Source organism: Novosphingobium sp. 9 (assembly GCF_025340265.1).
Classification (GTDB): Bacteria; Pseudomonadota; Alphaproteobacteria; order Sphingomonadales; family Sphingomonadaceae; genus Novosphingobium.
In genome coordinates, this window is sequence record NZ_CP022708.1 from 751,350 (window position 1) to 777,091 (window position 25,742).

The 25,742-nt window shown below is 65.2% G+C and carries 18 protein-coding genes and 2 pseudogenes; 9 read left to right on the forward strand and 11 right to left on the reverse strand.

Annotated elements, in window-relative coordinates; all coding sequences use genetic code 11:
• Positions 1–8 precede the first annotated feature (8 nt).
• Positions 9–545 (reverse strand): hypothetical protein, encoded by a 537-nt coding sequence (locus CI805_RS18035; RefSeq protein WP_260928073.1) that lies wholly within the window; start codon positions 543–545, stop codon positions 9–11.
• 218 nt (positions 546–763) lie between these two features.
• Here CI805_RS18035 and CI805_RS18040 point away from each other — a divergent pair, with 218 nt between their 5' ends.
• Positions 764–2,116, forward strand: coding sequence for a voltage-gated chloride channel family protein (locus tag CI805_RS18040; protein WP_260928074.1), 1,353 nt, complete (start codon positions 764–766; stop codon positions 2,114–2,116).
• A gap of 360 nt (positions 2,117–2,476) precedes the next feature.
• On the opposite strand, the gene CI805_RS18045 is transcribed toward CI805_RS18040, so the two are convergent.
• From CI805_RS18045 to CI805_RS18060, 4 genes are all read right to left on the reverse strand, one after another.
• Complete coding sequence (locus CI805_RS18045) at positions 2,477–3,169, reverse strand: RES family NAD+ phosphorylase (RefSeq protein ID WP_260928075.1); 693 nt, start codon at positions 3,167–3,169, stop codon at positions 2,477–2,479.
• A 12-nt stretch (positions 3,170–3,181) separates the two neighbouring features.
• Entirely contained in the window at positions 3,182–3,610 is a 429-nt protein-coding gene (locus tag CI805_RS18050; protein WP_260928076.1) for an MbcA/ParS/Xre antitoxin family protein, read from the reverse strand.
• Positions 3,611–3,681: 71 nt separating this feature from the next.
• Positions 3,682–4,434, reverse strand: coding sequence for an acyl-CoA thioesterase (locus tag CI805_RS18055; protein ID WP_260928077.1), 753 nt, complete (start codon positions 4,432–4,434; stop codon positions 3,682–3,684).
• A 96-nt stretch (positions 4,435–4,530) separates the two neighbouring features.
• On the reverse strand, positions 4,531–7,002 hold the full coding sequence (locus CI805_RS18060; protein WP_260929712.1) for a putative bifunctional diguanylate cyclase/phosphodiesterase: 2,472 nt from the start codon (positions 7,000–7,002) through the stop codon (positions 4,531–4,533).
• Between the two features lie 516 nt (positions 7,003–7,518).
• Here CI805_RS18060 and CI805_RS18065 point away from each other — a divergent pair.
• Positions 7,519–7,995, forward strand: coding sequence for a hypothetical protein (locus tag CI805_RS18065; RefSeq protein ID WP_409934962.1), 477 nt, complete (start codon positions 7,519–7,521; stop codon positions 7,993–7,995).
• Positions 7,996–8,268: 273 nt separating this feature from the next.
• Here CI805_RS18065 and pyrC read toward each other — a convergent pair whose 3' ends face one another.
• On the reverse strand, positions 8,269–9,306 hold the full coding sequence (gene pyrC / locus CI805_RS18070; RefSeq protein WP_260928078.1) for a dihydroorotase: 1,038 nt from the start codon (positions 9,304–9,306) through the stop codon (positions 8,269–8,271).
• 252 nt (positions 9,307–9,558) lie between these two features.
• Between pyrC and CI805_RS18075 the strand changes: the two genes are divergently transcribed.
• The gene (locus CI805_RS18075) at positions 9,559–11,718 is read left to right on the forward strand and encodes a TonB-dependent receptor (RefSeq protein ID WP_260928079.1); all 2,160 of its coding nucleotides are present in this window, start codon (positions 9,559–9,561) and stop codon (positions 11,716–11,718) included.
• Between the two features lie 8 nt (positions 11,719–11,726).
• Here the strand turns inward: CI805_RS18075 and CI805_RS18080 are convergent, their stop codons facing one another.
• The gene (locus tag CI805_RS18080) at positions 11,727–12,545 is read right to left on the reverse strand and encodes a hypothetical protein (protein ID WP_260928080.1); all 819 of its coding nucleotides are present in this window, start codon (positions 12,543–12,545) and stop codon (positions 11,727–11,729) included.
• A gap of 548 nt (positions 12,546–13,093) precedes the next feature.
• On the opposite strand from CI805_RS18080, the gene CI805_RS18085 reads away from it, so the two are divergent.
• The 4 genes and pseudogenes from CI805_RS18085 (at position 13,094) to CI805_RS18100 (ending at position 17,039) form a co-directional block, all read left to right on the forward strand.
• A complete protein-coding gene (locus CI805_RS18085; protein WP_260928081.1) occupies positions 13,094–13,690 on the forward strand; it encodes an RNA polymerase sigma factor in 597 nt (198 codons plus the stop codon).
• Positions 13,691–13,697: 7 nt separating this feature from the next.
• Positions 13,698–13,775: pseudogene (locus CI805_RS18090) on the forward strand (hypothetical protein); the annotation flags it as partial.
• A 182-nt stretch (positions 13,776–13,957) separates the two neighbouring features.
• A complete protein-coding gene (locus tag CI805_RS18095) occupies positions 13,958–14,644 on the forward strand; it encodes a FecR family protein (RefSeq protein WP_260928082.1) in 687 nt (228 codons plus the stop codon).
• Positions 14,622–17,039 (forward strand): TonB-dependent receptor domain-containing protein, encoded by a 2,418-nt coding sequence (locus tag CI805_RS18100; RefSeq protein WP_260928083.1) that lies wholly within the window; start codon positions 14,622–14,624, stop codon positions 17,037–17,039. Before CI805_RS18095 ends, CI805_RS18100 begins: the two co-directional genes overlap by 23 nt.
• Before the next feature lie 19 nt (positions 17,040–17,058).
• On the opposite strand, the gene CI805_RS18105 is transcribed toward CI805_RS18100, so the two are convergent.
• The 4 genes and pseudogenes from CI805_RS18105 to ptsP form a co-directional block, all read right to left on the reverse strand.
• Positions 17,059–18,447 carry a carbohydrate porin gene (locus CI805_RS18105; RefSeq protein ID WP_260928084.1) on the reverse strand — a complete coding sequence of 463 codons (1,389 nt, stop codon included), beginning with the start codon at positions 18,445–18,447 and terminating at the stop codon, positions 17,059–17,061.
• Positions 18,448–18,503: 56 nt separating this feature from the next.
• Complete coding sequence (locus CI805_RS18110) at positions 18,504–20,198, reverse strand: PTS fructose transporter subunit IIC (RefSeq protein ID WP_260928085.1); 1,695 nt, start codon at positions 20,196–20,198, stop codon at positions 18,504–18,506.
• Positions 20,198–21,166, reverse strand: coding sequence for a 1-phosphofructokinase (gene pfkB / locus CI805_RS18115; protein WP_260928086.1), 969 nt, complete (start codon positions 21,164–21,166; stop codon positions 20,198–20,200). Before pfkB ends, CI805_RS18110 begins: the two co-directional genes overlap by 1 nt.
• Positions 21,166–23,687 (reverse strand): annotated as a pseudogene (gene ptsP / locus CI805_RS21220) (phosphoenolpyruvate--protein phosphotransferase). The gene pfkB and the pseudogene ptsP overlap by 1 nt, the downstream one beginning before the upstream one ends.
• A gap of 144 nt (positions 23,688–23,831) precedes the next feature.
• Here ptsP and CI805_RS18130 point away from each other — a divergent pair.
• Both CI805_RS18130 and CI805_RS18135 read left to right on the forward strand, forming a co-directional pair.
• Positions 23,832–24,887, forward strand: coding sequence for a LacI family DNA-binding transcriptional regulator (locus tag CI805_RS18130; protein WP_260928088.1), 1,056 nt, complete (start codon positions 23,832–23,834; stop codon positions 24,885–24,887).
• Positions 24,888–24,893: 6 nt separating this feature from the next.
• Entirely contained in the window at positions 24,894–25,742 is an 849-nt protein-coding gene (locus CI805_RS18135; protein ID WP_260928089.1) for a shikimate 5-dehydrogenase, read from the forward strand.

A 25,742-nucleotide genomic window follows, 5' to 3' on the forward strand; every position in this document is an offset into this window, starting at 1 on the left:
GTCCCCGATCAGACGTGAATATCGATGTAGTCCGTCAGGTCGTCGCACCACTCGAAATCGCGCAGGCGGTAATAGGGGCGGTTCTGGGTGATGGCGAAGCGCCAGGTCTTGTCCTTGGTGCAGCGGCGCCCCTTGTCGGGCGTGCTGTCGATCGAGATCAGGCCCTTGAAGGTGAAGTAGTCCTTGCCGATCTCGGTGATCGTGCCGTCGAGGAACAGGCGCCCCGGCCCGCCCGCCTGCGCCTGTGCGCCGCGCAGCCGCCACTCGTCGCCTTTCGGCGTGCCGACGCGGGTGATGACGGCACTGCCGCGCGTGTTCCAGTCGATCCACTGGAGCGTGAGGCCGGTGTTGCGCAGCAGCTTTTCCGCGCTGGCCTGATCGAGCACGCGCGTCGCTTCCGGAGCAGGGCGATGAAGAGCGCTTGCAGGCGCGCCTGCCGATGATTGAGCGGGGGCCGGAGCCGGGATCTGCGCCATGGCGATGACGGGAATTGCCGACGCGATCGCGAGGCAGGACAGCAGGCAGGTCGGAATCGAATGGCGCATGATGATCATCTGTAACTGATTGTCGCAAACCCGCACAGATGCCTTTGCGTGCATTTCTGTGCTCTTTTGTTGACAGTGTCGCCGCCGCGGGCAATTGCCGCAGCAACGGTAATGGATTTCTGCCGGGCATTGGCGCTTTCACAAGGAAAGCCGTGCCGAACCGCCCTTGCAAGGGACGATGATTCCTGACTGTCGCCATCCGGCGAGAAGGAGGAATCGTGCGTGCTTCGTTTGCCAACCTGATCCAGTCCCTGCATGCCGCGCTGTCGCTGGCCGACAATGGCCGCCATGTCGTGCGCGCCATGCGCTGGGCACTGTTGCTGGGTCCGATGGCGGCAGCGGTGGGCTCCTTGTGCGCCGCCTTCCTGTGGAGCCTCGAAGCTGTAACGCGCCTGCGCTTCGAGCATCCCTGGCTGCTCTATCTGCTGCCGCTGGGCGGTGCGCTGGTTGCCGGGCTCTATCGCTTCTGGGGCGGACGCGCCGAGGGCGGCAACAACCTGATCGTCGAGCAGATCCACGAGCCGGGCGGCGGCGTGCCCCTGCGCATGGCGCCGCTGGTGTTCCTCGGCACGATCGTCACGCACCTGCTGGGCGGCTCGGCGGGGCGCGAGGGGACGGCGGTGCAACTGGGCGGAAGCCTGGCAGGCACGCTGTGCCGCTGGCTGAAGCTCGATGCGCCCGCCACGCGCCTGCTGCTGATGGGCGGGGTCGCTGCCGGGTTCGGCGCAGTGTTCGGCACGCCGCTCGCGGGCGCGGTCTTCGCGCTCGAAGTGCTGATGGTGGGCCGCGTCGAGTATGCCGCGCTCGGCCCCTGCCTGTTCGCCGCACTGGTGGGGGACTGGATCTGCCGCGCTTGGGGCATTGAACACATGCCCTATCATATCCTTACATCAGTTATCTCCAGTGGTTTCGAGATGGAACCGCTACTGCTCGCCAAATGCGTGGCGGCAGGCGTGGCGTTCGGCCTCGCCGGGCTGCTGTTTGCCGAGGCGAACCATGTGCTCAGCGGGTTCCTCAAGCGCGGCATCCCCAATTCGATGCTTCGCGCAGCCATTGGCGGCCTTGCCGTGATCGCGCTCGTCTTCGCTTTCGGGACGCGTGACTATCTGGGCCTTGGCGTCATGAGCGCAACGCCGGGCGGGCTCTCCATCTCCAGCTTCTTCGCAGGCCCGCAGGGACAGCTCGACTGGGCGATGAAGCTGCTGTTCACTGTCGTGACGCTGAGCGCCGGATACAAGGGCGGCGAGGTGACGCCGCTGTTCTTCATCGGCGCCGCGCTCGGCAATGCACTGGGGCAGGCGATGGGCGCGCCGGTGGACCTGTTCGCGGGTCTCGGCTTCGTCGCCGTCTTTGCAGGCGCCGCCAATACGCCAATGGCCTGCGTGCTGATGGGCATCGAACTGTTCGGTGCCGCCCACGCCGTGCCGATCACGGTGGCCTGCTTTACTGCTTACCTGTGTTCGGGCCACAACGGCATCTACCTCTCGCAACGGGTCGCCGTGCCCAAATCCCGCCGCCGCGCGCTGGCGCCTGCCGTCACCTTGCGCGAGGCACGGGTGCGGGAAGGGTGAGGAAATTATTCAACCGCTCGCATTGGCGTGATACCAGAAGGCCATGCCGGAAAAACGTCATCGATCTCCGTAGGAAAAGAAGGCTCTGAGCCTGAAATTCGACCGCCGTAATACTTTCGGCGAAAGCAGGCAGGCTGCGCGCAAGGCGATCCCGTTGCGCAAGGCACTGGATAGCCGCCGCGTCCGGCATGAGAATAACCAAGCGTTGGCGCAGGCCTTGTCCGGGGACGAGGCCTCTCTGGATCTGACGGAAAGCTCGGCGAGGCAGAATATCGCTCGTATCGGCGGTTGGAAGAAGACGCCGGACACGCCTCTGGGACAGGCTATCGACCGTGCCTTGAAACGAAGAGCGCGCCGCTCCTAATCCAGCGCCCGTTTTTCATAGATCGTGGCGATGCTTTGCCCGTCCCAGACGTAGCACAAGTGCCGCTCTTGCCGGCAGGCGGTGAGCAAGCGGGGGCGGAAGACGGCGGCGCATTCGCCGGTGTTGTCGCGGACCGAGCGATAGACGATGCCGTCGGCCCCTGCATCGCGTAGCCCCCGCGCGAACACTTGCGAGGCGGCGTAGTCGTCCTTCGCATAGAGCCAAGGCTGTGGCTCCTCCAGCGCGCGGATATCGTGCAGGCCGGCGGCAAGATCGACGGCGTAGACGCGCATGTCGATCTCCTGCGCGGGTTCGGCAGTGGCGGCGAGGAACGCGGCGCGGTGAAAGCGCGTCTCGGCGATGGCGGTCTCCACTGAGCGGGCCGCATAGAATACGCCATAGGTGCCATCGGCAAAGCGATCGCCCTGCCGGTTGATGTGGGTGAAGGCGGCCATGATCGCGGACGAGCCGGGGCCGGAGACGCGATCTTCGGGCGGCACTTGCGACAGGTCGCCCGCCTCTTCGCGCAGGCGGTCGTTGGTCAACGCTTCGATGGCATAGACCGCTTCGAGATCGGCCGGATCGGTGACGGCCTCGAACAGCGAGATCGGCGGGAAACGGCTGGGAATGATCCGATAGCACGGCGTCCAGCGGACCGGCGTGACGGGTATGTCCTCGGGTATGGTCATTGCGCGTTTGGTTCAGCCCCGCTGCGCATCGACATACTGGCGCACCACGTAAAGGTCGGCGACCTGCCCAGAAAGCATGCGCTCCAGCGCCGAACGCCCGCCGAACGGCGCGGCGCTGTTGGGCTTGCGCACCCAGTCATCGGCGGTCTGCGGCAGCAGGACGTGCAGCCCCTTGTAGATGCCCATGACGTAGGAAATCCGCTCCAGCGCATCTTTCGACAGAGCCGAGACCGCGCCGCGCTTCCACGATTGCAGGGTCGAGCGACTGTCGAGCCCCAGCAGGCGCATCTGCTCCGCCTCCTTCAGGCCCCAGGCTTCAGCGATCCGGAAGAAGGTGCGCAGCGCCGGGCCGGTCAGATCCTTGCGCGAAAACGCCTTTGCCGGAGCGGCATCGGCGACAGGGGCGGGGGCAGCGGCATGGGGGCGGGCATGACTGGCCATGATCGGATTATCCTTCCAAGCCCAATATGTTCATTATCTGAACATTCGTCAAGATCATGCCCAAAATGCGATCATCCGTAGCGCGCCATGGTGAAGCGGGCGGTGGCCGAATGGCGGCGCGCGCCGGTCAGCAGTTCCTCGGCCCACAGTTCGACCATGACCACTGCGCCGTTGTCCGAGGCGGACTGGATGCGGGTGACAAGCTCGACCATCTCGCCCGCGCGGATCGGTTCGCGAAAGTCGATACGGTCGGACGCGGCCATGATCATCGGCTGACGCGTGGCGCGGGTGGAGGCGACGAACGCCGCCTTGCCCATCATCTTGAGCGCCTCGCCGCCGAACAGCGTGTTGTAGTGATTGGTCGACTGCGGAAACACCATCTCGACCATGTGCAGGTTGTCGGGCGCTTCCTCGACATCGGGCTCCTCGACCAGCGGGGGCAGCGGCAGGCGGGTATCGGGGCCTTTGACGGCGACCATCGTGAACAGCCCGCGCGTGCAGCGGCGACGCTCGGCAGTGAGAGGCTCCTCGGCGAAGACTTCCACCTCGACGTCGAGCGAGCTGTTGCCCACACGCACGACGCGGCCCGTCACCTCGATCAGATCGCCGATGCGGCCCGGCGCCTCGAAATCGATCCGTTCAGACCGCGCAGTGACGAAGGGCGCGCGGCCATGCCGGGTGGCGGCAAAGAAGGCCACCTTGTCCATATGCGCCAGCGCGACGCCACCGAACAGCGTGCCGTGGTGGTTGGTCTCGCCGGGAAAGATCGTGTCGATCAGGCGCACCGGGCGGTCAATGACGATGGGGGAGGGGCTCTCGGTCATGGTGCGCGCAAGGCCATGGATAGGCATCGATTGCAAGTGCGGATTGTGCAGTCGCCGATGTGTCTCCATCAGGCGGAACGGACGCGATGGCGCGGTTCAGGCGGCGCAGGCAGCGGGCATGATCTCGGCAATCGGCATGGGCCGGGCAAAGAGATAGCCCTGCCCGTACTCGCAGCCCATTTCGGAAAGGCGGGCGCGCTGGGCCTCGGTTTCGATCCCTTCGGCCACCACCGGCTTGTTCAGCGCCTTGCCGAGGCCAATGATCGCCCGCACGATCGCCTCGCTCTGGCCATCGTCCTCGAACAGCCCGAAGGTGAACGAACGGTCGATCTTGAGCACATCGAAGGGCAGCGTCTTCAGGTGGATCAGCGAGGCATAGCCGGTGCCGAAATCGTCCAACGCCAGATGCACGCCCGCAGCGTGAAGCACCTTGAGCGCCTCCACGGTCTGGCTCATCGCCTGGTCCAGCACGACCTGTTCGGTCACTTCCACACAGAGCCGCTGCGGGGCGATGCCGTTCTCGCGCAGGCGTGCCAGCAGCCGGTTGGCCGCATGCGGTCCATCGAGTTGTGCGGCATTGAGATTGACGCAAAGCCGTCCAATCCGTTCGGGATGATCGCGCATGGCCGCCATTGCGAGGTCGATGACGTGCTTCTGCACTTCGACGCCGACCGTGCGATCGTCGAGCATCTCGCCGAAGGTGGCAGGCGTCATCATCCCGTGCACAGGATGCTGCCAGCGCAGCAGCGCCTCATGCGATGTGATGAGGCCTGAGGCCATGTCGATGATCGGCTGCAGGTGCAGCGAGAACTCGCCGCGCGCGATGCCCTGCGCGGCTTCCTGCCCGAAGCTCAGCCGCTGGTCGAGTGCGGCGCGCAATTCCGGCTGATAGCCAACCAGTCTGCGACGCCCGTGCTGCTTAGCGGCATAGAGCGCGAGGTCGGCGTTCTTGACCAGCAGTTCGCCGTCGGTGCCATCTGTCGGGCAGCAGGCGCGACCGATGCTCAGCGACAGCGTCCAGGCCCTGCCGTTGTGAACCAGTGCGGTGCCCTGCAAGGCTTCGAGCGCCTGCTCGACCAGATCGGCGCAGGCTCTGGCGCCGGGGACGAGGATGGCAAACTCATCGCCACCGGTCCGTGCCACAAGCGCTCCGTTTCCGGCAGCAGAGATGAGGCCGCGGGCAACATTCTCCAGCAGCATGTCGCCGCCGTCATGGCCAAGCCGGTCGTTCGCTTCTTTGAGGTGATCGACGTCGATCAGCATCAGGGTGAAGGGCGCACCGTTAGCGGTTTCACCCAGAGCGCGCAGTTCGGCATGAAAGGCAGCCCGATTGCCAAGGCCGGTGAGAAAATCGGTCTGCGCTGCGCGGCGATAGGATTCGCGTTCGACTTCTGCGGTATGCCGCTCATGCTCGGCGCGGTCACGCTCGCGCCCGAGCAGCCGGAAGCGGTCGGCGATCGCCAGCGAAAGCGCCACGCACTCGAAGCCCAGAGCGACGAAAGTGCCCATGTCGATCGTGTCGTCCTGCAGCGCGATGCCAAAATTGCGTGCCACGCGCAGGATGAACACCGCCAGCACCGGGGTCCATCCGATCAGATAGAACCACACCACGCGACTGCGGCGCCGGATGGCGATGACCACGCCTGCGCCAAGACACACAGCACTCGCCACGAAGACGATATTGAGCCAGCGGTCCATCGTCAGCGCGTTCGGGGCTACCCCGATCGCGGTGAGGGCCCCCAAAGCAAAATTGATGAGCGCCAGCCAGCGCCCGGCGCGGATCAATCCGCGCGGCAGGATTCCTGCTTCGATCACGGTCAGGAAGAACATGTTGCCACAGGCGATCAGGGCGGAGACGAACAGGTAGTCCATGCGCACGGCTAGCGGTCCGACCAGATCGGGCAGGACGTATGCAGCCATGTTGGTCCAGATGAGGCCATATCCCAGTGCACATATGCACCACACCAGATACCAGCGCTGGAACGCCGCGCGTTGCCCGAGATAGATCAGCAGGTTGTAGGCAAAGGCGGACAGGATGGCCCCGATGAACATTCCCATCAGGCACAGCCACAAGCCGTTCAGCCGCAAGGCGGAGGCCGGGCTGGCGGCGGAAATCTTGCGCATCAGCGAGAGATCGTCGAGCCGTTGGTAACCGACGTAGAGGGCGCTGATATTGTGCCCCGGATGCGCCATGGCGATGCGCATCGTGCCACCCAGCATCCAGCGCGAGCCCGTCTGGCCGGGCAGGATCGTCTCGCTGGTGGTTTCGCCCGAATCCAGCACAGTCATGACGGTCAAGCGGGAATGGCGGGTCTGATCCAGCAACAGTTGCCAGTTTTGCGGCATCGCGCGCAAGGCCTGCGGATCGCGCAGCTTCAGCCAGACCCAGCCGTTGGCGTAGCTGTCGTGCGCTGGCACCTTGGAACAGTCGTACCGAAGCGTGGACACGGTAACCGCGTTCACCTGCATATCGAGCGGCGCCGTTGCATAGCACACGTCCTGCCGCAGGCGCACGATGCCCGCCTGCGCGGGCGTAAGCCACGCGAACGCCGTTGCCAGCACCGACATTACGAACAAGACCCAACGCATCAAGACTGACCCCAAAGTCAATCAAACCCTAACCAAAATCCCGGTATAAAAGGTTAATGAAATTTGTGGCGAGTGCTTCATGGAGCCGGAAGCCAAAGCCGCAACATTGCCACCAGAGGAAAACTTTTACGATGCTCGAGAGCCACCGTCCTGCGCGTGCTCCGTACGCCGGCGCATCGGCGCTTGCGTTCGACGGGGCTCTATGGCCTTGAGGTACACCTATGGCACTTTACCCCGAAGGCGTTGGTTAAGTGCCACAGCTGGTTAATGCGTCAATCAGTGCGACTCGGCAGATTTTGGGGATTCACAAGGGATTCGCAGTGTGCTTGAATCCGCAACATGATCCAGCCTGACCTCTTTTCGCCGCTGCCCTCGGCCATGGTTCCGGCGCCCTCGCCGAAAAGTGGTGCTCCGGGAGAAGGGCATCCCCGGCAAAGTGCCACGCATGGCAGATCCGGCCGGACAAGCATTTCTCCCGCGGAACGTCGGCTCGACATGCCGGGCATTCTCGAACGATTGAGCCGGGACTGCGAGCGTCCGCGCTATTGCTTCATGGTGCTGAACCTGATTGTGCAAGCGGCGGCCCGTACTGGTTCGGCAGGCCCGTGGGTCCGAGACGGTGAGCGCAATGTCCCGGTGCGTGACTGGCTGTGCGAAGCGCTCGCCCCGGTCGCCCAGCGCGATCCGCGTCGATTGGCGATTTCGGGCCGGGTTCGCGCCGAACTGGAAGCAAAGGGGGAAATGCCCGGTGATCCGGAGGCGGCGGTTCGCGCCATCGAGGAAGGCGTTGCCGAGCGTATTCGACTGTCGGGGCGAACGAATGTCAGCCGTGCCGTCTCGCAGCTTGTGCGCGCCGGGCTCGTGCGACGGCATTATCAGGGTTACCGTGTGGATCATGCCAATCGCGGCGCCCAGCGGCAGGCGGTCTACACGGTGAGCGACGAGGTTCGCCGGGCAATGCGCGCCGGATAGGCCTGAACCAGCCAAAGCGGAACTGGCTCAGCGACCTGCTTCACGCTTTATGTGCAGGCCCCTGTCTATTCCCTTGAGTGCAAATGCATCCTGTGCGAACGAGGGGCACCTGTTTCCCCGTATCTGCGGGGAGTGGTCAGGCTTCGCTCCTGCCGGCGTATTCCGGAAAAACTCTTCGGCAGGGGCGATTAGCTTTGCGAGAGGGCTGGCATCGCCGGTTCCCCTCTCGCGCTGTTACTTTTCATGCGCTTGCTGCTCAGATGGCCTCGGGGATCAGTCGACCATGCGCCAGCGCAGCGTCTCGCCGGCATGGAACGGCACAAGATCGATCCCCCCTTCGACGATCTTTTCCGGTACGGCCACATCGACCCGTTCCAGCGTGACAGTGCCCTCGTTCAACGGCAGCCCGTAGAAGCGCGGGCCGTGCTCGGAGGCGAAGCCTTCCAGACGGTCCAGCACACCTTCGTCCTCGAACACCTGCGCGTAGCTTTCAAGCGCATAAGGGGCATTGAAGATGCCCGCGCAGCCGCAGGCCGATTCCTTGCGGTCGATCGAATGCGGGGCGCTGTCGGTGCCCAGGAAGAACTTGGGCGAGCCCGAGACCACGGCCTTGCGCACGGCAAGGCGATGCTGCTCGCGCTTGGCGACCGGCAGGCAGTAGGCGTGCGGACGGATGCCGCCGTCGAAGATCGCGTTGCGGTTGATGATCGCGTGCTGCGGCGTGACGGTGGCGGCGATCTGCGGGCCGCTGGCGTTCACGAAATCCACGGCATCAGCGGTAGTGATGTGCTCCAGAACGATCTTCAGTGCCGGATAGTCACGCACAAGCGGCGTCAGGATGCGCTCGATGAACACGGCCTCGCGGTCGAAGATATCGACTTCGCGATCGGTGACTTCGCCATGGATCAGCAGCGGCATGCCGATGCGCTGCATGGTTTCCAGCACGTCCGTCAGCGCGCGAATATCGGTGACGCCATGGGCGGAATTGGTGGTGGCGTGCGCCGGGTAAAGCTTGCAGGCGGCGAACACCCCGGTTTCGTAACCGCGCGCGATTTCGGCGGCGTCCGCGCTATCCGTCAGATAGCAGGTCATCAGCGGCGTGAAGGCGGCACCTTGCGGCAGCGCTGCGAGGATACGGTCGCGATAGGCGGCGGCTGCATCCACTGTCGTGACCGGCGGTGAGAGGTTCGGCATCACGATCGCACGGGCGAACTGGCGTGCGGTATGGTTGGCGACCGCGCGTAGCATTTCGCCGTCGCGCAGGTGAACATGCCAGTCGTCGGGGCGGCGGATCGTGAGCGTGGTGGTCATGGAACGCCCCCTTAGACGCTCGCACGCTCAGCGTCGAGATGGACCGTGGGAATAGGGCGTCCTGATCGGGCGTGGATCAGGCCATGGGAGGGGCCATGGGAGGGGAAAGCAAAGGGCGTGACATTCCTGCGACGGGCCGCCGAAAAATGCCGCAAGTAGCATATGCAACCATTTACATATTGCAGACACACGCTCTATGCGCCCTCGAAATATATCAGAACATATACAGCGAGAGTTGCCATGATCCCGAATTTGACGTCCCGAAAAGCCGCCATTCTGGGTGGTACGCTGGCAGGAATACTCGCCCTGCCTTCGCTGGCATTCGCGCAGTCGGATGAGGCAAGCTCGGCAACGCCGCACGGTTCGGAAATCATCGTAACCGGGCAGGGCGCCTATGGCGCGATTCCCGTCTGGTCGGCACCGAAGGCCGATCTCGGCCCGCTGGGCGACAAGGACGTGCTCGATACCCCCGCCTCGGTCACGACGGTTCCCGAAAGCCTGATCGTCAACATGCAGGCGCGGACAGTGAACGACACGCTGCGCTATCTCCCTTCGGTGCAGATCCGCGACCAGCAGGGGCTGGAAGTCTCGCGTCCGCAATCGCGCGGGTTCCAGAGCAGCATTGCGCAGGATACCCGGCTCGATGGCCTCAACGTGATCGGCACCACCGCCATCGCAGCGGAAAACCTGGGCGGCATCCAGGTGCTCAACGGTCTTTCCGGCGCGCTCTACGGCCCGCAGTCGCCCGCCGGGGTGTTCGATTACCAGCTCAAGCGCCCCACGGCGGCACCGATGCTGCGCGTGATCGGCAGCTTCGACCAGCAGGGCCTGTGGACCGGTGCCGTCGACGCCTCGAACCATTCCGATGTCGTGGGCGTGCGGTTCAACGCGCTGCACGGTGAGGGCGAGAGTTGGGTGGACGGCAGCCATGCCAACCGCACGCTGATCGCGCTTGACAGCGACGTTCACATCGACAGCCGCACCGTGCTGGAACTCGATGGCAGCTATTACCGCACGCAGGCCTATGGCCTTCCGGGCAGCATCGTCTACTTCAACCCGCAGTCCGTGCTGCTGCCTGCCGCCATGGACGCGACGCGCAAGGGCTATGGTCAGCCGGGTGCGGGGACCGACCTCAAGACCGCGACCGGCCTTGCCAAGCTGCGTCACGACTTCGGCAATGGCTGGAAGTTCGAGATCGGCGGGCTGTATCAGAATGCCGACCGTGGCCTTTACGGCATCACCAACACGCTGACGGATAACAGTGGCGATTATACCGTCACCAAGAACTTCACCGCCGTCTCGCGCTTCAATATTGTCAGCAACACCGCGTCGCTGACCGGCAGCGTGACGCTGCTGGGCCTCAAGAACGACCTGTCGCTGGGCACCAACGGTTTCGTGCTGGGTCAGTACAACAACCGCAACTCGATCGCGGTGACGCTGGGCACCTCGAACCTCTCCGATCCTGCGATCCTGCCCGAGAAGGCGACCCCGGCAACCGGCGGGCGCTACAAGAGCGGCAGGATGTTCGTGCAGTCGATCGTGACGGCGGACACCGTGCATTTCACCGACCAGATCTCACTCCAGGCGGTGATGAGCACCTCGTTCCTGACATCCAGCAGCTATAATGCGGCGGGCACGCGTACCAGCCACGACAGCGAAAGCGGTGTGTTGAGCCCCACCGTCAGCCTGCTCTACAAGCCGCTGAACAATGTAACGCTCTATGCGACATATGCCAGCAACGTCGAGCAAGGCGAGACCGCACCTTCCGGCACCGCGAACGCGAACGAGATCCTCAGCCCCTACCGCGACCGGCAGGTGGAGATCGGCGCGAAATATACACCGCTGCCCGGTTTCCTCATCACCGCGACGGGTTTCCGCATGACCCGTCCGCTGGCGCAGACGGATGCGACCACGAACATCTTCGCGGTCGTCGGCACGCAGCGCAACTGGGGCGCGGAGCTGTTCGGGCAGGGCGAGGTGACGCCTGCACTCAGCCTGCTGGGCGGCGTGACCTATCTCGATGCGCGTCTGGTCGATGCCATCGTGCCGGGCACCGACGACGGCCGCGTGGTGGGTGTGCCGCACTGGAAATCGGACCTGACGGCAGACTATCACCCGGCCTTCGCCAAGGGCTTTGCGGTTACCGGCACGCTGCATTACGAAAGCAACCGCGCAGCGACCAACATCGGCAACAGCTATGCCCCGGCCTTCGCCACGGTGGACCTTGGCGCGCGCTACGCCGCGCACTGGTTCGGGCATGACGAGGTGGCGCGCCTGAACGTCATCAACGTGGGCGACAAGCGCTATTACTCGTCGATCGCGGACGGCAACATCGTCGGCAGTCCGGGCGCGAACACCGCCTACCTCGGCGCACCGCGCACGGTCATGGCCAGCATCGAGGTGGACCTGTAAGCGAAACCTCAGTCCGGATAGGCTTCCGCCAGCGCCGTCAGGCGTTGGCGGATGTCCGCCGGCAATTCTACGGGATCGTTATCATAGTCCCGCTGGCCTGCTGCCGCTTCGGCGACGAGGACATCGTGCAGGCTGCCCATCAGCCCGTTGATGGCGCTGAGATAGCGGGAAAGGCGATAGGCATCCTCGTCGGGTTCGAGAATCCGCGCGGTATCGTAGAACGAGACCAGCCGACTGGCGACCTTGCGCATCGCGTGAAAGCGATGCGCGTTGAGGTCGGGTGCTTCCAGCCATAGCCGCAGGCGGTCTATCTCTTCCTTGCGGAACCGACGAAAGCCCTCGGCGCTGTCCAGCGGTACGTCGGCGACCTCGCGCCTGACGCCGATCCACACCGGCCACGATGCAAGCACCCGCAACAGCAGCGCATACCAGATCGTGGCAGCCCGACGCTCCAGCTTGAAGGCGTCCTGCAGCAGCCCCATCACCACGACCGTGGTGCGGAACATCAGCGGGGCCTTGTGGCGGGCACCATAAAGCACCAGCGCGAAACGCAGGTGTTTGTAGCGCGCACGGATCAGCTTGAACGTGCGGCGCGCTTCGGGCGTCAGCGTACCGGTCCGAATTAAGGCACCGGTCAACGACAGCAGGCTTGTCCGTTGCGTACCCTCGGTCCAGAACTGAATGCACAGATCCAGGCAGGCCTGCATCTGTTGGCGGTTATAGCTTACCGGCATGGTGTCCGGCAGGCTGACGACGGGATCGACCACGTCGTCGTTCTCGACAGCATCAAACAGGGCGTCGATAATCTGGGCGGAGTAGCGGGTCATTGCGTGGCCAGCTCTGGGGAATATGACATCCGGTAGACCTTCAGGACATAAGCCAGCGCTCGCCGCGGGGTCAGGCGCGGAAAGATCGCTGCAAGGCGGCCCCTTAGTCTCGCGATCCTGTATGGCAGCTGTCTGACGGTCAGATTTTTCGTGCGGTTACAAAGTGCTTGGAGTGCTTTTTTTAAAATACCACCTCCCTGACCAAGCAGCTCGTCGGCGATTTCTACGGTCCCGCCGCAGATGAATTTGCGGGCTTATGGAATATCCGGCCAGCCGGGGCAGAGCAGCCTGATCGGCGTTGCCATTGGCAAGAAGGACTGACCGGCAAGATTTCGATTGCGGGTTCGGGTAGCCTGCGGCGTCTCAACTCTGGAAACATGGTGTTTCACGGAAAAAGGCGCCGCAGACATGAACTTGAGGGAACGACAGGAGGCAGGACAGGCTATGGCCTTCCCCTGTACGAAATGTCGCTGACTTCTGTCGATGGCAGGCTAAGGAAGCAAATCCGTCCGGTAGGGGCGGATCATGAAACTGATGCATGGCTCACGATGGGTTCTGACGGTTCCGGCAATGCCGCCATGGGTGGTCTCCAGCAACTCAGCCTCGAAATGCGTGCGGATCTGCGGCGCTTTCTGCTCGCGCGCGGCATGGCGGCGAGCGATGCCGAGGACCTGTTGCAGGACATGTTCCTCGCGCTGGGCAAGGTGGAGACTGGACCGGTGCGCTCACCGCGTGCCTATCTCTATCAGATGGCGAACAACATGGCACACAGCCGCCGACGCGTGGAGGTGCGGAGGCAAGCCCGCGATGCGCGCTGGCTGGATCATCGCACAGCCTCGCCACCGGGGGCCGAGCCCGATCGCGCCGACCTTGCGCCCGATCCCGAAGCCGCCGCGCTCGCGCGCGATCATCTCGCAAGGGTGGAGCACGAACTGGCGCAATTGCCGGAGCGGACGGCGTACATCTTCCGTCAGTACCGCATCGAAGGCGTGGCGCAGAAGATCATCGCCCGCGATTTGGGTATCAGCCTGAGCGCGGTGGAGAAGCACCTCCAGTCCGCCTATCGCGCGGTACTCGCCATTCGCGGCAGACTGGACGAAGACCGTGGGCAGCGGGCAGCAGGGGAGTACGGCCATGCAGGTTGAGGATCGCATGTACGACGAGGCCATTGGCTGGCACTTGCGCCTGCAGGAGGCCGGGACGGAAACTGCGCCTGAAACCTGGGACGAATTCACGGCGTGGCTAGAGGCCGATCCGCGCCACAACCCTGCCTATGAAGCCGTCGCCGATGCCGACCTCGCGCTGGAACCTGCCATGGTGATCGCGCGCGAGGGGGGCATGAAGCGCAGGCGCCGGAAGAACAGGCAGCCGAGGAGCAACCTTTCGTCACCGCGCCGCGTCGGCGCTGGGCCATGCCCGCACTGGCAGCTTCGGTGGCGCTGGTGCTGGCCGGTGGCTGGGCGTTCCGGAGCCACTCAACCGGGGACTACACCATCCGTACCGCAGCGGGCGAGAGCCGGTCCTTCGCGCTTGGCGACGGCACCCGCATCATGCTCAACGGCTCGACCGAGATCGCCCTCAACCGCGACGATCCGCGTCAGGCAGCCCTGCTTTCGGGCGAGGCGCAGTTCACGGTCCATCACGATCCGGTGCATCCCTTCACGCTGATCGTCGGCGATCGCACGCTGGAGGACGTCGGCACGGTGTTCAACGTACGCACTTCGGGCACGGCCATGCAGGTCGAAGTCGCACAGGGCGCCGTGCGCTACGAGGCAGGCGAGACCCGCGTGCGGCTCGATGCGGGAGACACGCTTTCGGCGAAGGATGACGGCATCGTCACCGGGCATCGTGCCACTGCGGAGATCGGAGGCTGGACCCGCGGCAGGCTGGTCTATCACGACCGTCCACTGATCGAGGTTGCTGCCGACATCACCCGCTCGCGCGGCATGGCGATCGAACTGGCGCCCGATCTCGCCGCGCAGCCCTTCACCGGCGTAATTCAGCTTGATGGCGACGATGCGACATTGCAGAAGCGCCTCGAATCGCTGCTGGGACTGAAAGTGACTTCGACTGCGGATGGCTGGACGATCGCGAAATGACTGGGCGGCGTTCTGTGTCCTTGCAGGCAGCGTTTCCGGCCTGATTGCGCCCGGCGCGCAGGCCAAAGCGCTCGAAACAAAAGCTGACGTATCGATCCCGGCCGGAACGCTGGCGAATGCGCTGGTCAGCCTTGCCGAGCAGACCGGCCTGTCCATCGCCGCCAGCGATCCGGCGCTGGCCAAGCTCCGGACCGGCGGCCTCCACGGACGCTATACGCCGCGAAATGCGCTGGACCGCCTGCTCAAAGGCAGCGGCTACTCCGCGCGCTTCATCGATGCGCGGACCGTCCAACTGATCCGCATGCGTCGGGCCGCACCAGTCGCGCCCGAAGCCCCGCGTACACCGGCCACGCCGATCCCCATCACGATCGCTCCCGACATTCTCGTCACCGCCACCAAGCAGAACCTCGGGCTGGACGAATACCCCGCCAGCGTCGCTGTGATCGAGACCGACCGCAGCGACCTTGCGCGTGGGGGCGGGCGAGGCACCGGCTTCATCCTCGGCCATCTGCCGCAGCTGACTGCGACCAACCTTGGCCCCGGTCGCAACAAGATCTTCATTCGCGGGATTGCCGACAGCAGCTTCAACGGCGCCAGCCAGTCCACCATCGGACAGTACCTCGGCGATTTCCGCACGATCTATTCCGCGCCCGACCCGGACCTGCCGCTCTACGACATTTCCCGCGTCGAGGTGCTCGAAGGGCCGCAGGGTACACTCTATGGTGCCGGAACACTGGGCGGCATCATCCGGATTGAGCCGGTCGCGCCCGATCTTGAACATCGCGAAGTCGATGCCAGCGCCGGGGCGACCTTCACCCGCAGCGGCTCGCCCGGAACCGACGGCGCGCTGGTGGTGAATGCGCCGATCGTCCGGGGCAGCCTGGCCTTGCGCGCGCTTGCCTATGGCAGCATCGAGGGCGGTTATATCGACGATCTCGAACGCGATCTGAAGAACATCAACCGCAACACTCGCGCCGGTGCCCGCGTGCAACTGCGCTGGCAACCGCGCAGCGACTGGACGGTAGATCTCTCGCTGGTCGGGCAGAACATCCATTCGCGCGACGGGCAATATACGCTGAAGGACGAGGCCGATCTCACGCGCCGTTCCGCCATCGCCCAGCCTTTCGACAACGACTATCGCCTGATCGGCCTCACTCTCACACACCAGTGGGGCGATGTGAAACTGGTCTCGGCGACGGGCTATTCCGGCCAGCATATCGATTCCGTCTATGACGCCACGGCGGACGAGGATGCCCTTGCCGATGGCGCCGCACTGGAAGTGTTCCGCGAAAACCAGACCGTGCACCTGTTCTCGCACGAGACGCGCGCAAGCGGTTCGCTCGGCAGTCAGGGCAGCTGGCTGCTCGGCATCGGCGTGGTGGACAGCAGCGACCATGTGGTGCGTCGCCTCGGCCCGCTCGACGATCCGCCGGTCATCACCGACGTCCTCAACACCACGCTCGACAGTGCCGTGTTCGGCGAGGCGGGCGTTCCGGTGCTGCGCCATGTGATCCTGACGCTTGGCAGTCGGCTCAGCTATGTGCGTCAGACCAGCGCCTATGCCGCGATCCGTAGCGAGCGGCGCGGCGGGCCGGAGCGCCAGCAGGTGCGATTGCTGCCCACCGCCGCCCTGTCATGGACGCCGCAGGAAGGCCTGCTGTTCTATGGACGGTTTCAGGATGGCTATCGGCCCGGCGGTCTGGAAGTCACCGGTTCGGGGCTCGATGGCGATACCGCGATGCAGACGGCACAGCGCTTCGCCTCGGACCGGTTGCACAGCTTCGAACTGGGCATGCGCTTCGGCATGACGCCGGGCGCGCGCCTTTCGGGCAGTCTTGCGGCCTCCGCCACGCGCTGGCGCGACATTCAGGCGGATCTCATCGACACCGACGGCCTGCCTTATGTCGCCAACATCGGGGCCGGGCGCGTGCTCAACCTTGCCGCGACGCTGCGCTGGCAGCCGACAAGAGCGCTGTCGCTGGAGGCCGCAGGCTACCTTAACTCCAGCGACCTTACCGATCCGGCACCCGGTTTCGGCGCGCTGTCGGACCGCGACCTGCCCAACATCGCGGACGAGGGCTGGCGGCTTGCGGGCAAATGGAAGACGACGCTGCGCGGCGCCCCCCTGACGCTCGATGGGACGGTACGCCATGTCGGCCGCTCCAAGCTGGCGGTCAGCGAGCCTTTCGCGCTGGAGCAGGGCGACTACTTCGACGTTTCTGCAGGTGCGCGCATCGGTCTGGGGCGCTGGGGCCTCTCGCTCGATGTGATGAACCTGCTGGATTCGCGCGGCAACACTTTCGCCTACGGCAACCCGTTCTCGGCGGCCGAGGGCGAGCAGGAAACCCCGATCCGCCCCCGCTCGATCCGTATCGGCGTGGACGCCGCATTCTGATGGGAAGGGCGGCGATCGATTACCGGCCCAGTTTCAGCGCATCCACGGTGAACTTGAAGCCCAGGATCAGCGCGTCCTTCGTCGGGGTCGAGCGGTCGGTCGCGCCGGTACGGTCGGGGTGGTGGATGTACTGGATGTTTGGCGATAGGCGCATGGCGGGGCCAACCTGCGCGCTGTAGGACAGCTCCATCATCACCTCATGGCGCCATGCCTGTCCACTGCCTCCGGCGGCGCGGTCAAGCGCGCGCATGCGGGTCATAGCCAGATCGCTGAAGCGCTGGTCGGACACCATGAAGCCCACGCTGTCCTCATCGCGCCCGGCAAAAGTGCCGGTCTGGACAAGGCCCAGATCCCAGAAGCGGCTTTCCTCGACCCGGCCGGACAGGTTGGTCATCGCCGCGCCATAGACGCTGAGCCCGCGCTTGCTGGCAGGGTCGGGGCGCGTCAACTGCTGCTCGAAGCGGACATAGAGCCCGCTGCGACCATTGTGCGTCTGCGCCGCCTGTCCGCTCAGCGCAGCGATCCCACCGTTCGCATCGCGCAAGGGGTCCGCGTAGTCGCCCTTGTCGACCCATCCGCCCAGAATATAGCGGGCGGGCAGGCGCACGGCATCGCCAGTCTCGTAGCTCAGTTCCCACGGCACGATGACGCCGGTGGCATTGCCCACGCCTAGGCCGATGCCGTGATCGTTCGCGCGCTTGCGATCGGGGTTCACCTCGTAGGCGCCTGCGTGCAGGTAGATATGGGGCAGCAGCTTTGCCTTGGCCCGGATCATCCAGCTGGACGCCGGGAAGTATGTGAAGTTGCTGTTCTTGAAAACGAAAGTCGGATTTCCGCAGCCCGAATTGCCCTGAAACTGGCAGTAGAGCGGCGAATTGAGGAAATGGATGTTCGCCTGACTGCGCCCGGCTTCGATCATCAGCCGGTCGCCGCCCAGATGCTGCTCCCAGGTGAAGATCGCCAGATGCGTGTTCTGCGTGCCCCAGATTTCCTGCACCGAAGTGTTGTTGCCCAGCGCAAGGCTGGAGAGGCTGTCGCCATGCCGGTCGGTCACGGCGACGTGGAGCGCGCCGCCCTTGATCCCGGCGATATGGTCCATGTCGAAATCGGCGCCGACATAGACCTGCCCGGCGAATGCGGCATCGCGCTTGAGCCCGCCGGAGACATTGCCCGCGGCTTCGCCGGTATAGCTCAGCGTCAACTGGATGCCCTGATCGGCCAGAGGCTGGAAGGAATCCGATTTCTTGGGCGCCGGGTCCGTTCTGTTTTCCTCTGTCGGCGCGGGATCGTCATCCGACCGCGCCATCGAGGGGCTCGGTGCGAAGGCCATGGACAGGGCGAGGCAGGCGGACAAGGCAGGGGCGGCGACGCCTGCGGTGCAGGCGCCTTTCAAAGTCGCAGTCGGCATGGGCAATCCTCTCTTGTGTTCTTCTCTGTGCCGTCTTGATATGGTTTGTGTGTGTTTCAGCTCGCGTTGGCGGGGCGGCGCTTCAGCAGCCCGACCAGCACTGCGCTGAGCAGGGTTCCTGCAACGATCGCAATGGCATAGGCGCCAAGATGCGTGACCGCGCCGGGGATCGGCAGCACGAAGATGCCTCCGTGCGGCACTTTCAGCTCGACGCCCGACACCATCGAGACCGCACCCGCCAATGCGGAACCCGCCATCAGCGAGGGGATCACCCGGAACGGGTCGCGCGCGGCGAACGGGATCGCGCCTTCGGTGATGAAGGCGAGCCCCAGAACTGCAGCCGCACCGCCAGCCTCGCGCTCCTCCAGCGTGAAGCGATCGCGGAACAGGCGTGTAGCGAGGGCGACCGCGAGCGGCGGCGTCATGCCTGCGGCCATCGTCGCGGCCATCGGTGTGCACACGTTGCTGGCGATCAGGCCGACCGAGAACGCATAGCCTGCCTTGTTCACCGGGCCGCCCATGTCGAAGGCCGACATCGCACCCAGAATCAGGCCGAGGACCAGCGCACTGGAACCCTGCATGGCACACAGCCATTCGGTGAGGAAGGCCAGCGCCGCCGCAACCGGCGTGCCCACGGCATAGACCATCAGCAACCCGGTCAGCAGCGTGCCGAGCAACGGCAGGATGAGGACGGGTTTGAGGCCTTGCAGGTTTTTCGGCAGCTTTATCAGCTTGTTCAGCGCCTCGACGCCGTAACCTGCGATAAAGCCTGCGGCGATGCCGCCCAGAAATCCCGCGCCCAGTTGCGCGGCGATCATGCCGCCCACCATGCCCGGCGCAATGCCGGGGCGATCAGCAATGGAATAGGCGATGTAGCCTGCAAGCGCGGGCACGATCAGCGCGAAGGCGCCCTGTGCGCCGATCTGGAACAGGGCATGGGCAAGGGTGCCCCTGGCCGCATCGGCATTGGCGCCAATGCCGCCCAGCGCGAAAGCCAGCGCGATCAGCAGGCCGCCCGCCACAACGAAAGGCAGCATGAAGGAAACGCCGGTCATCAGGTGCTTGTACGGCCCGACGCGCTCGGCTTTGGCAGGCGTCGCTTCGGAACCGCCAGCGCTGTCCGCAGCCTGCCGCTTGGCCTCGGTCAGCGCGCGCTCGATCAGCGCGGCACCGCCGGAAATCGCGGGCTTGGTGCTCGACGAGAACACGCGTTTACCGGCAAAGCGCGCGCGGTCCACCTCCCGATCGGCGGCAATGATGATGACATCGGCCTCGGCGATCTCGCGCTCGGTCAGCGGCGTGCCTGCGCCGACCGACCCCTGCGTCTCGACACGGATCGGATAGCCAAGCTGACGCGCGCCTTCGGCCAGGCCTTCGGCGGCCATGAAGGTATGCGCGATACCGGTTGGGCACGAGGTGATCGCGACGATGTGAGGGGTGCCGCTCTCTACGACTGCTGGACGCTCGAACGCCAGCGCCCTGTCCGGGGCGGCGAGCACTTCGGCCAGCGTCACCCGGCGGTCGGCACGGGCGGCAAGGGCACCGTCCCTTGCCGTGTCCGTCACCAGAAGGAGCAGTTCGCCCTTCGCCGTCGCACGATCCGTCAGCGGATTGAGCACGCCCTGTTCGGTGCGCACCTCGATGTCGATGGACTGGCCTGCGGCCTTGGCCGCGCGACGCAGGGCCTCGCCTGCCAGCACGCCCTGCACCGCACCGTCACCTGCCTCGATGATGGCAAATATCGTATTCATCAGACCTCTCCCGCCGCCGTTGCAGCGGTCGTATCAATTCGGTTTATCGCAACATCGGCGGCGAGCGCCTTCACGCTGGCCAGCGCCGGAAGGTTCGGCCCGGCCATCCCCAGCTTGCCCACGGCAAAGGCCGTGGCGAGGCGTGCGATCTGTTCAAGTTCGGCCCCGTCGTCCGCCAGCGAAGCCGCAATTCCTGCGACCATCGCATCACCGGCGCCGACAGTGCTGGCGAGGTCGCCCACCGCAAGCTTCGCCGTCACCGCACCCTGATCCGAGACGAACAGCGCGCCTTGCTCTCCCATCGAGATCGCCACCAGCGCGACTCCGCGTGCACGCAAGGTGGTGGCCGCACGCAGTACATCGTCCATCTCGGGCAGGGGGGAGCCCAGTGCCTGCGCCAGTTCCTCGCGGTTGGGCTTCACCACATCGGGCAGCACATCCGCCGCCAGCGCGCATTTCAACGGCAGTCCGCTGGCATCTAGGATCACCCGGCAGCCGATCGAGCGCAGCCGCGCGATCAGCAGGGCATAGGTATCAGGCGGGCAGCCCGGAGGAAGACTGCCCGCCAGCACGACAAGGTCACCCTCGCGTGCTGCATCGCAGATCGTCGCGGTGACCATTTCGGCGCGCCCGGCGTCGATCGCGATGCCATCCAGATTGATGTCGGTGGTGCCGCGCGGGTCCACCAGCTTGAGGTTGACGCGGGTGGCGCCGGGAATGCGGATGAAGCGATCCTCGATACCCTTGGCCGCGAACAGCGCATCGAACGGCGCCGCATTGTCGCTGCCCAGCAGGCCGTAAGCGCTGACGGCAACGCCCCAGTCGGCCAGGCAGCTGGCGACGTTGACACCCTTGCCACCGGCGTTCTGGCGCACCGCATGGGCGCGATGGACCTCGCCGGGCTCAAGCCGGTCGAGCGTGACGGTCTGGTCGATGGCCGGATTGAAAGTGACGGTAAGCACGCGCATCAGTTCGCTCCTGCATCCAGCGCACGGACATCTGCCGGCCCCGCCATTGCCAAAGCCCGCCGGGCGAGTTCCACCAGATCGCTGTGCTTCGCGGCCCGAAGGCGGGCTTTCACGGCGGGAATGTCCCGCGGGGTCATCGAGAGTTCGTCAACACCCAGGCCCACCAGCAGGCCTGCACCGAAGGGATCACCGGCCAACCCGCCGCATACGCCGACCCAGCGACCATGTGCGCGCGCACCTTCCACCGTCATCGCGATCATGCCGAGCACGGCAGGGTGCAGGCTGTCCGCCTCGCTGGCGAGTTCGGGATTCTGGCGGTCGATCGCCAGCGTGTACTGGGTCAGATCGTTGGTGCCGATCGAGAAGAAATCCGCATGCGCCGCCAGAGCGCGCGCCTGCACGGCGGCGGCAGGCACCTCGATCATGATGCCGATCGGCACCTCGGGCGCGTCCAGTTCCTGGCGGATCGCCTCGCACTTGGCGCGCAGCGCGACCAACTCGTGCGTGGAGGTGATCATCGGGAACATGATCGACAGCTCGCCGCCCTGCTTCGCCGCCCGATAGAGCGCGCGAAGCTGCGGTTCGAGCAGGTCCGGCCGACGCAGCAGCAGACGGGCGCCGCGTACGCCGAGGAACGGGTTCTCTTCTTTCGGCAAATCGAGGTGCGGAACCTGCTTGTCCCCGCCGATATCGAGCGCACGCACGATCAGCGCCCGGTCGGTGCCGTCATGCGCCAGTGCCTCGATCATCGCGTGGTAGGTGGCGGTCTGTTCGTCCTCGCTCGGGCTGTCGCCGCGTTCGAGAAACAGGAACTCGGTACGCATCAGGCCCACGCCTTCGCCGCCCTGCGCCAGTGCCATCGGCACCTGATCGGGACGGTTGACGTTGGCGGCGATTTCGACCTTGTGTCCGTCCTGCGTGATAGCGGGCTTGCTGCGCTCTTCCTCCTCTGCAGCACGCTTGGCGGCAAGATCGGCGATCCACCGATGCGCAGAGGCGAGATCCTCCTCGCCGGGATCGAGCCACACGCGGCCACTGTCCCCATCGACGATCGCCAGAGTGCCCGCCGCGCTCGCCAGCAATTCGCTGCCCCGGCAACGACTGAAGGCAGGCCGAGCGTCCGGGCAAGGATGGCGCTGTGCGAGGTCGGGCCGCCAAGGGCCGTCGCAATGCCCGCCACCCGCGCGATGTCGAGCGTGGCGGTATCCGAGGGCGAGAGGTCTTCCGCCACGAGAATGCACGGCACTTCGGGAAGATCGGCGAGGGTTCCGGCCGTCAGCGAAGGATCGATTTCGGCCAGCACCCGGCGCGCGACGTCTTCCAGATCGGCAGCGCGGGCGGCCAGCACCGGATTGCCGAGTGCCGACAGGCGCGCTGCAATACGTCCCACCGCCTGATGCCAGGACCAGGCGACGCCATGCCCTTCGACCATGTTCTGGCAGGTGAGGGTGATCAGATCGGTATCGTCGAGCAGGTCCGCCTGCGCCTTGAAGATCGCCGCTTCAGAAGCGCCGAGGCGGCGGGTGGTGTCATCGATCAGCGCGGTCATCTGCGCGCGGGTGCGCACCAGTGCATCGTTGAGCAGGGCGCCGCCGGATGCGAGATCGACAGGGTGGTCCGGTATGTTGAGTTCGGCGGACGTCAGGACGTGGATCGGGCCAATGGCAAGGCCGGGGCTGGCCGCGACACCGGCGATCAGGCGCGGCTTGCCGACAGGTACCCATGCGCGCACGGGTGCTTCACGCTTCTGCGCGGCGCGGGCCGCGTCTTCCTTTTCGCGGGATGTCAGGCGGCGGACGGCAGCCAGAAACGCGGCCAGCGTGACTTCCGCACCTGCGCCTTCGGAAGAGATCGAAACCTCGTCTCCCTGACGCAGGCCCAGTTGCAGCAGTGCGACGAGATTGCGGGGATCGGCGGCTTCGTCTCCGTGGCGCACGCGCAGCGGCGTGGCACCAGCGCGAGCCGCCTCGACCCAGGCGGAGGCGGGGCGGGCGTGAAGCCCCGCAGGGTAGTCGACCGTCCAGGTCACGACATGGGCATAATCGCCCAGCGGTGCAGCGGTCGTGTCCGGGGAGGAATCCTTACCGAGTGCGCGGGCAAAGTCTGCCGCATCCTCGGTCTGGACAAGCGCCTGAAGGCGTGGCTCGTCCTGAATCAGGCGGGTCAGACGGCGTAGGATCGACAGGTGGCTGTCCGAATTGGCGGCGATGCCCACCACGATATGCGCGCGCTGGCCGGGGTTCCATTCCACCCCGTCACGCAGCTGGAGAATGGCCACGCCGTCGCGGCGCACCATGTGCTTGTCTTCACCAAGGCCGTGCGGGATCGCGAGGCCCGCGCCGAGGAACGTGTTCGCCACGGCTTCGCGACGGACCATGCTTTCTTCGTATCCGGGCTGCGCGCATCCGGCAGCGACCAGCAGTTGCCCGACCTGCCGAATGGCATCGGCCTTGTCGGTTGCAGTCGCATCGATCCGAACGAGATCAGTGGCGCGGGACGCGGGGGCGGCGTCTGCGAGCATCGTAGTTCCTCTCCATTTGCTCTTGATGCGAGAAAACGTTTTCTCACGGAAAAAGTCAAGTGGGGTTGTTAATCCGTACCAAAAGTGGTCATAAGTGGCGGCAAGAGAGGGCTATTGCCGATTGGACAAGAGAACGATTTCCAGATGGCGACAGGAATCAAGGATGTGGCAGCCGTTGCCGGGGTTTCACCGGCAACCGTTTCGCGTGTGCTGGCGGGCAAGCCCGTCGACCCCGCCATGGCAGACCGGGTTCTGGCTGCGGTGAAAGCAACCGGCTATCGGCCAAATCTCGCCGCGCGGCGTTTGCGCTCGCGCCATACCAACACCATCGGTCTGGTGGTCGCCGATATCCGCAACCCGTTCTTCACCGCTGTCTCGCGCGCGGTCGAGTCGCTGGCCGCAGCCCGTGGCCTGCGGGTGATCCTGTGCAATACTGACGAAGACCCCGCCCGCGAAGCGACGTATCTTGAGCACCTGCATGAGGAACGCGTGACCGGCGTGATCCTTGCGCCATCGCGCCAGCGTGTCGCCACGGCGGAACGTTTGAATCTGGATTATCCCGTGGTCCTGATCGACCGCACCGTGCCCGAAGGCACTTTCGACTGCGTGGTCCTCGACAATGCGCGCATGGCCGAAATGCTGGTCGAGCACCTCCACGCGCAGGGCAACCTGCGGATCGCAGGCCTGTTCGGTGCGGACAGCAGTACCGGTGTCGAGCGTCGCGAAGGGTTTCTGCGCGCTGCACAGCGACTGGGCCTGCCTGCCGAGGCGCTGGCCATACCGCATAACGCAGATGGTGCCGAAGCGGTGATCACCGCGCTTCTCGCCCGGCCTGACCGTCCCGATGCGATTGTCGCCAGTAACGGCGTGATGCTGCTGAATGTGCTTCGTTGCCTGCGCGAGGCGGGGCTCGATGTTCCGGCAGACATGGCGCTGGCGGGCTTCGACAACAACGCGTGGATGGAGTTCGTCGGGGGCGGCCTGACGGTGATCGAGCAGCCTGTCGACGAGATCGGACGCACCGCCATGACGATGCTGCTCGACCGGCTCGACCATCCGGAGGTGCCGCCGCGCAAGGTCGTCCTGCCGGGGCGGCTGATCGCACGCGGGTCGAGCGTGTCGCCTGCTTCTGCCATCGCGCCCGCAAGCGCCTCCTCCGGCACCCCCGCCTTTCCTCTATCCCCCGCACCCGGAGACTGAAGACATATGGAACGTACCACCATCGGCCGCGACACGCGGGTGTGCATGTCGCTGTCGGCACGGCCGGGCAATGCAGGTTCGCGCCTGCACAACTGGCTCTACGATCATTACGGGCTGGACTATCTCTACAAGTCGTTCAGCACCACCGATCTTGGCGCGGCGGTCGGCGGTATCCGCGCCCTGGGCATTCGCGGCTGCGCGATCTCGATGCCGTTCAAGGAAGCGGTGATCCCGATGCTCGACGGGCTCGATCCCTCTGCCACCGCGATCGACAGCGTTAACACGATCGTCAACGACGATGGCGCGCTGACCGGGTTCAACACCGATTACAGCGCGGTACGCGATCTTCTGGAAAACAACCGTGTCGATCCGGCCCTGCCGTTCCTGCTGCGCGGCAGCGGCGGCATGGCCAAGGCCGTGGTCGCCGCGCTGCGCGATACCGGCTTCACCAGAGGCACCATCGTCGCCCGCAATCCCGAAAGCGGTCCGGCACTGGCTGCGCAATACGGCTACGACTGGCTGGCCGACATGCCGGAAGAGGGCGCCGCCGTCCTGATCAACGTGACGCCGCTGGGCATGGAAGGCGGGCAGGCCGATGCTCTGGCCTTCTCGCCCGATCAGATCGCCGCATGCGAACTCGCCTTCGATGTGGTGGCGCAGCCCGCAGCGACGCCGTTCATCCTTGCCGCGCAGGAGGCGGGCAAACGGATCATCTCGGGCGCCGAAGTGATCGTGCTTCAGGCCATCGAGCAATTCGTACTCTATACCGGCATTCGCCCCGAACCCGATGTGGTGGTTCAGGCAGCGGCCTTCGCGCACGGCGAGGCGGTTGCGGCGAGACTGCGCAAGGCGTGA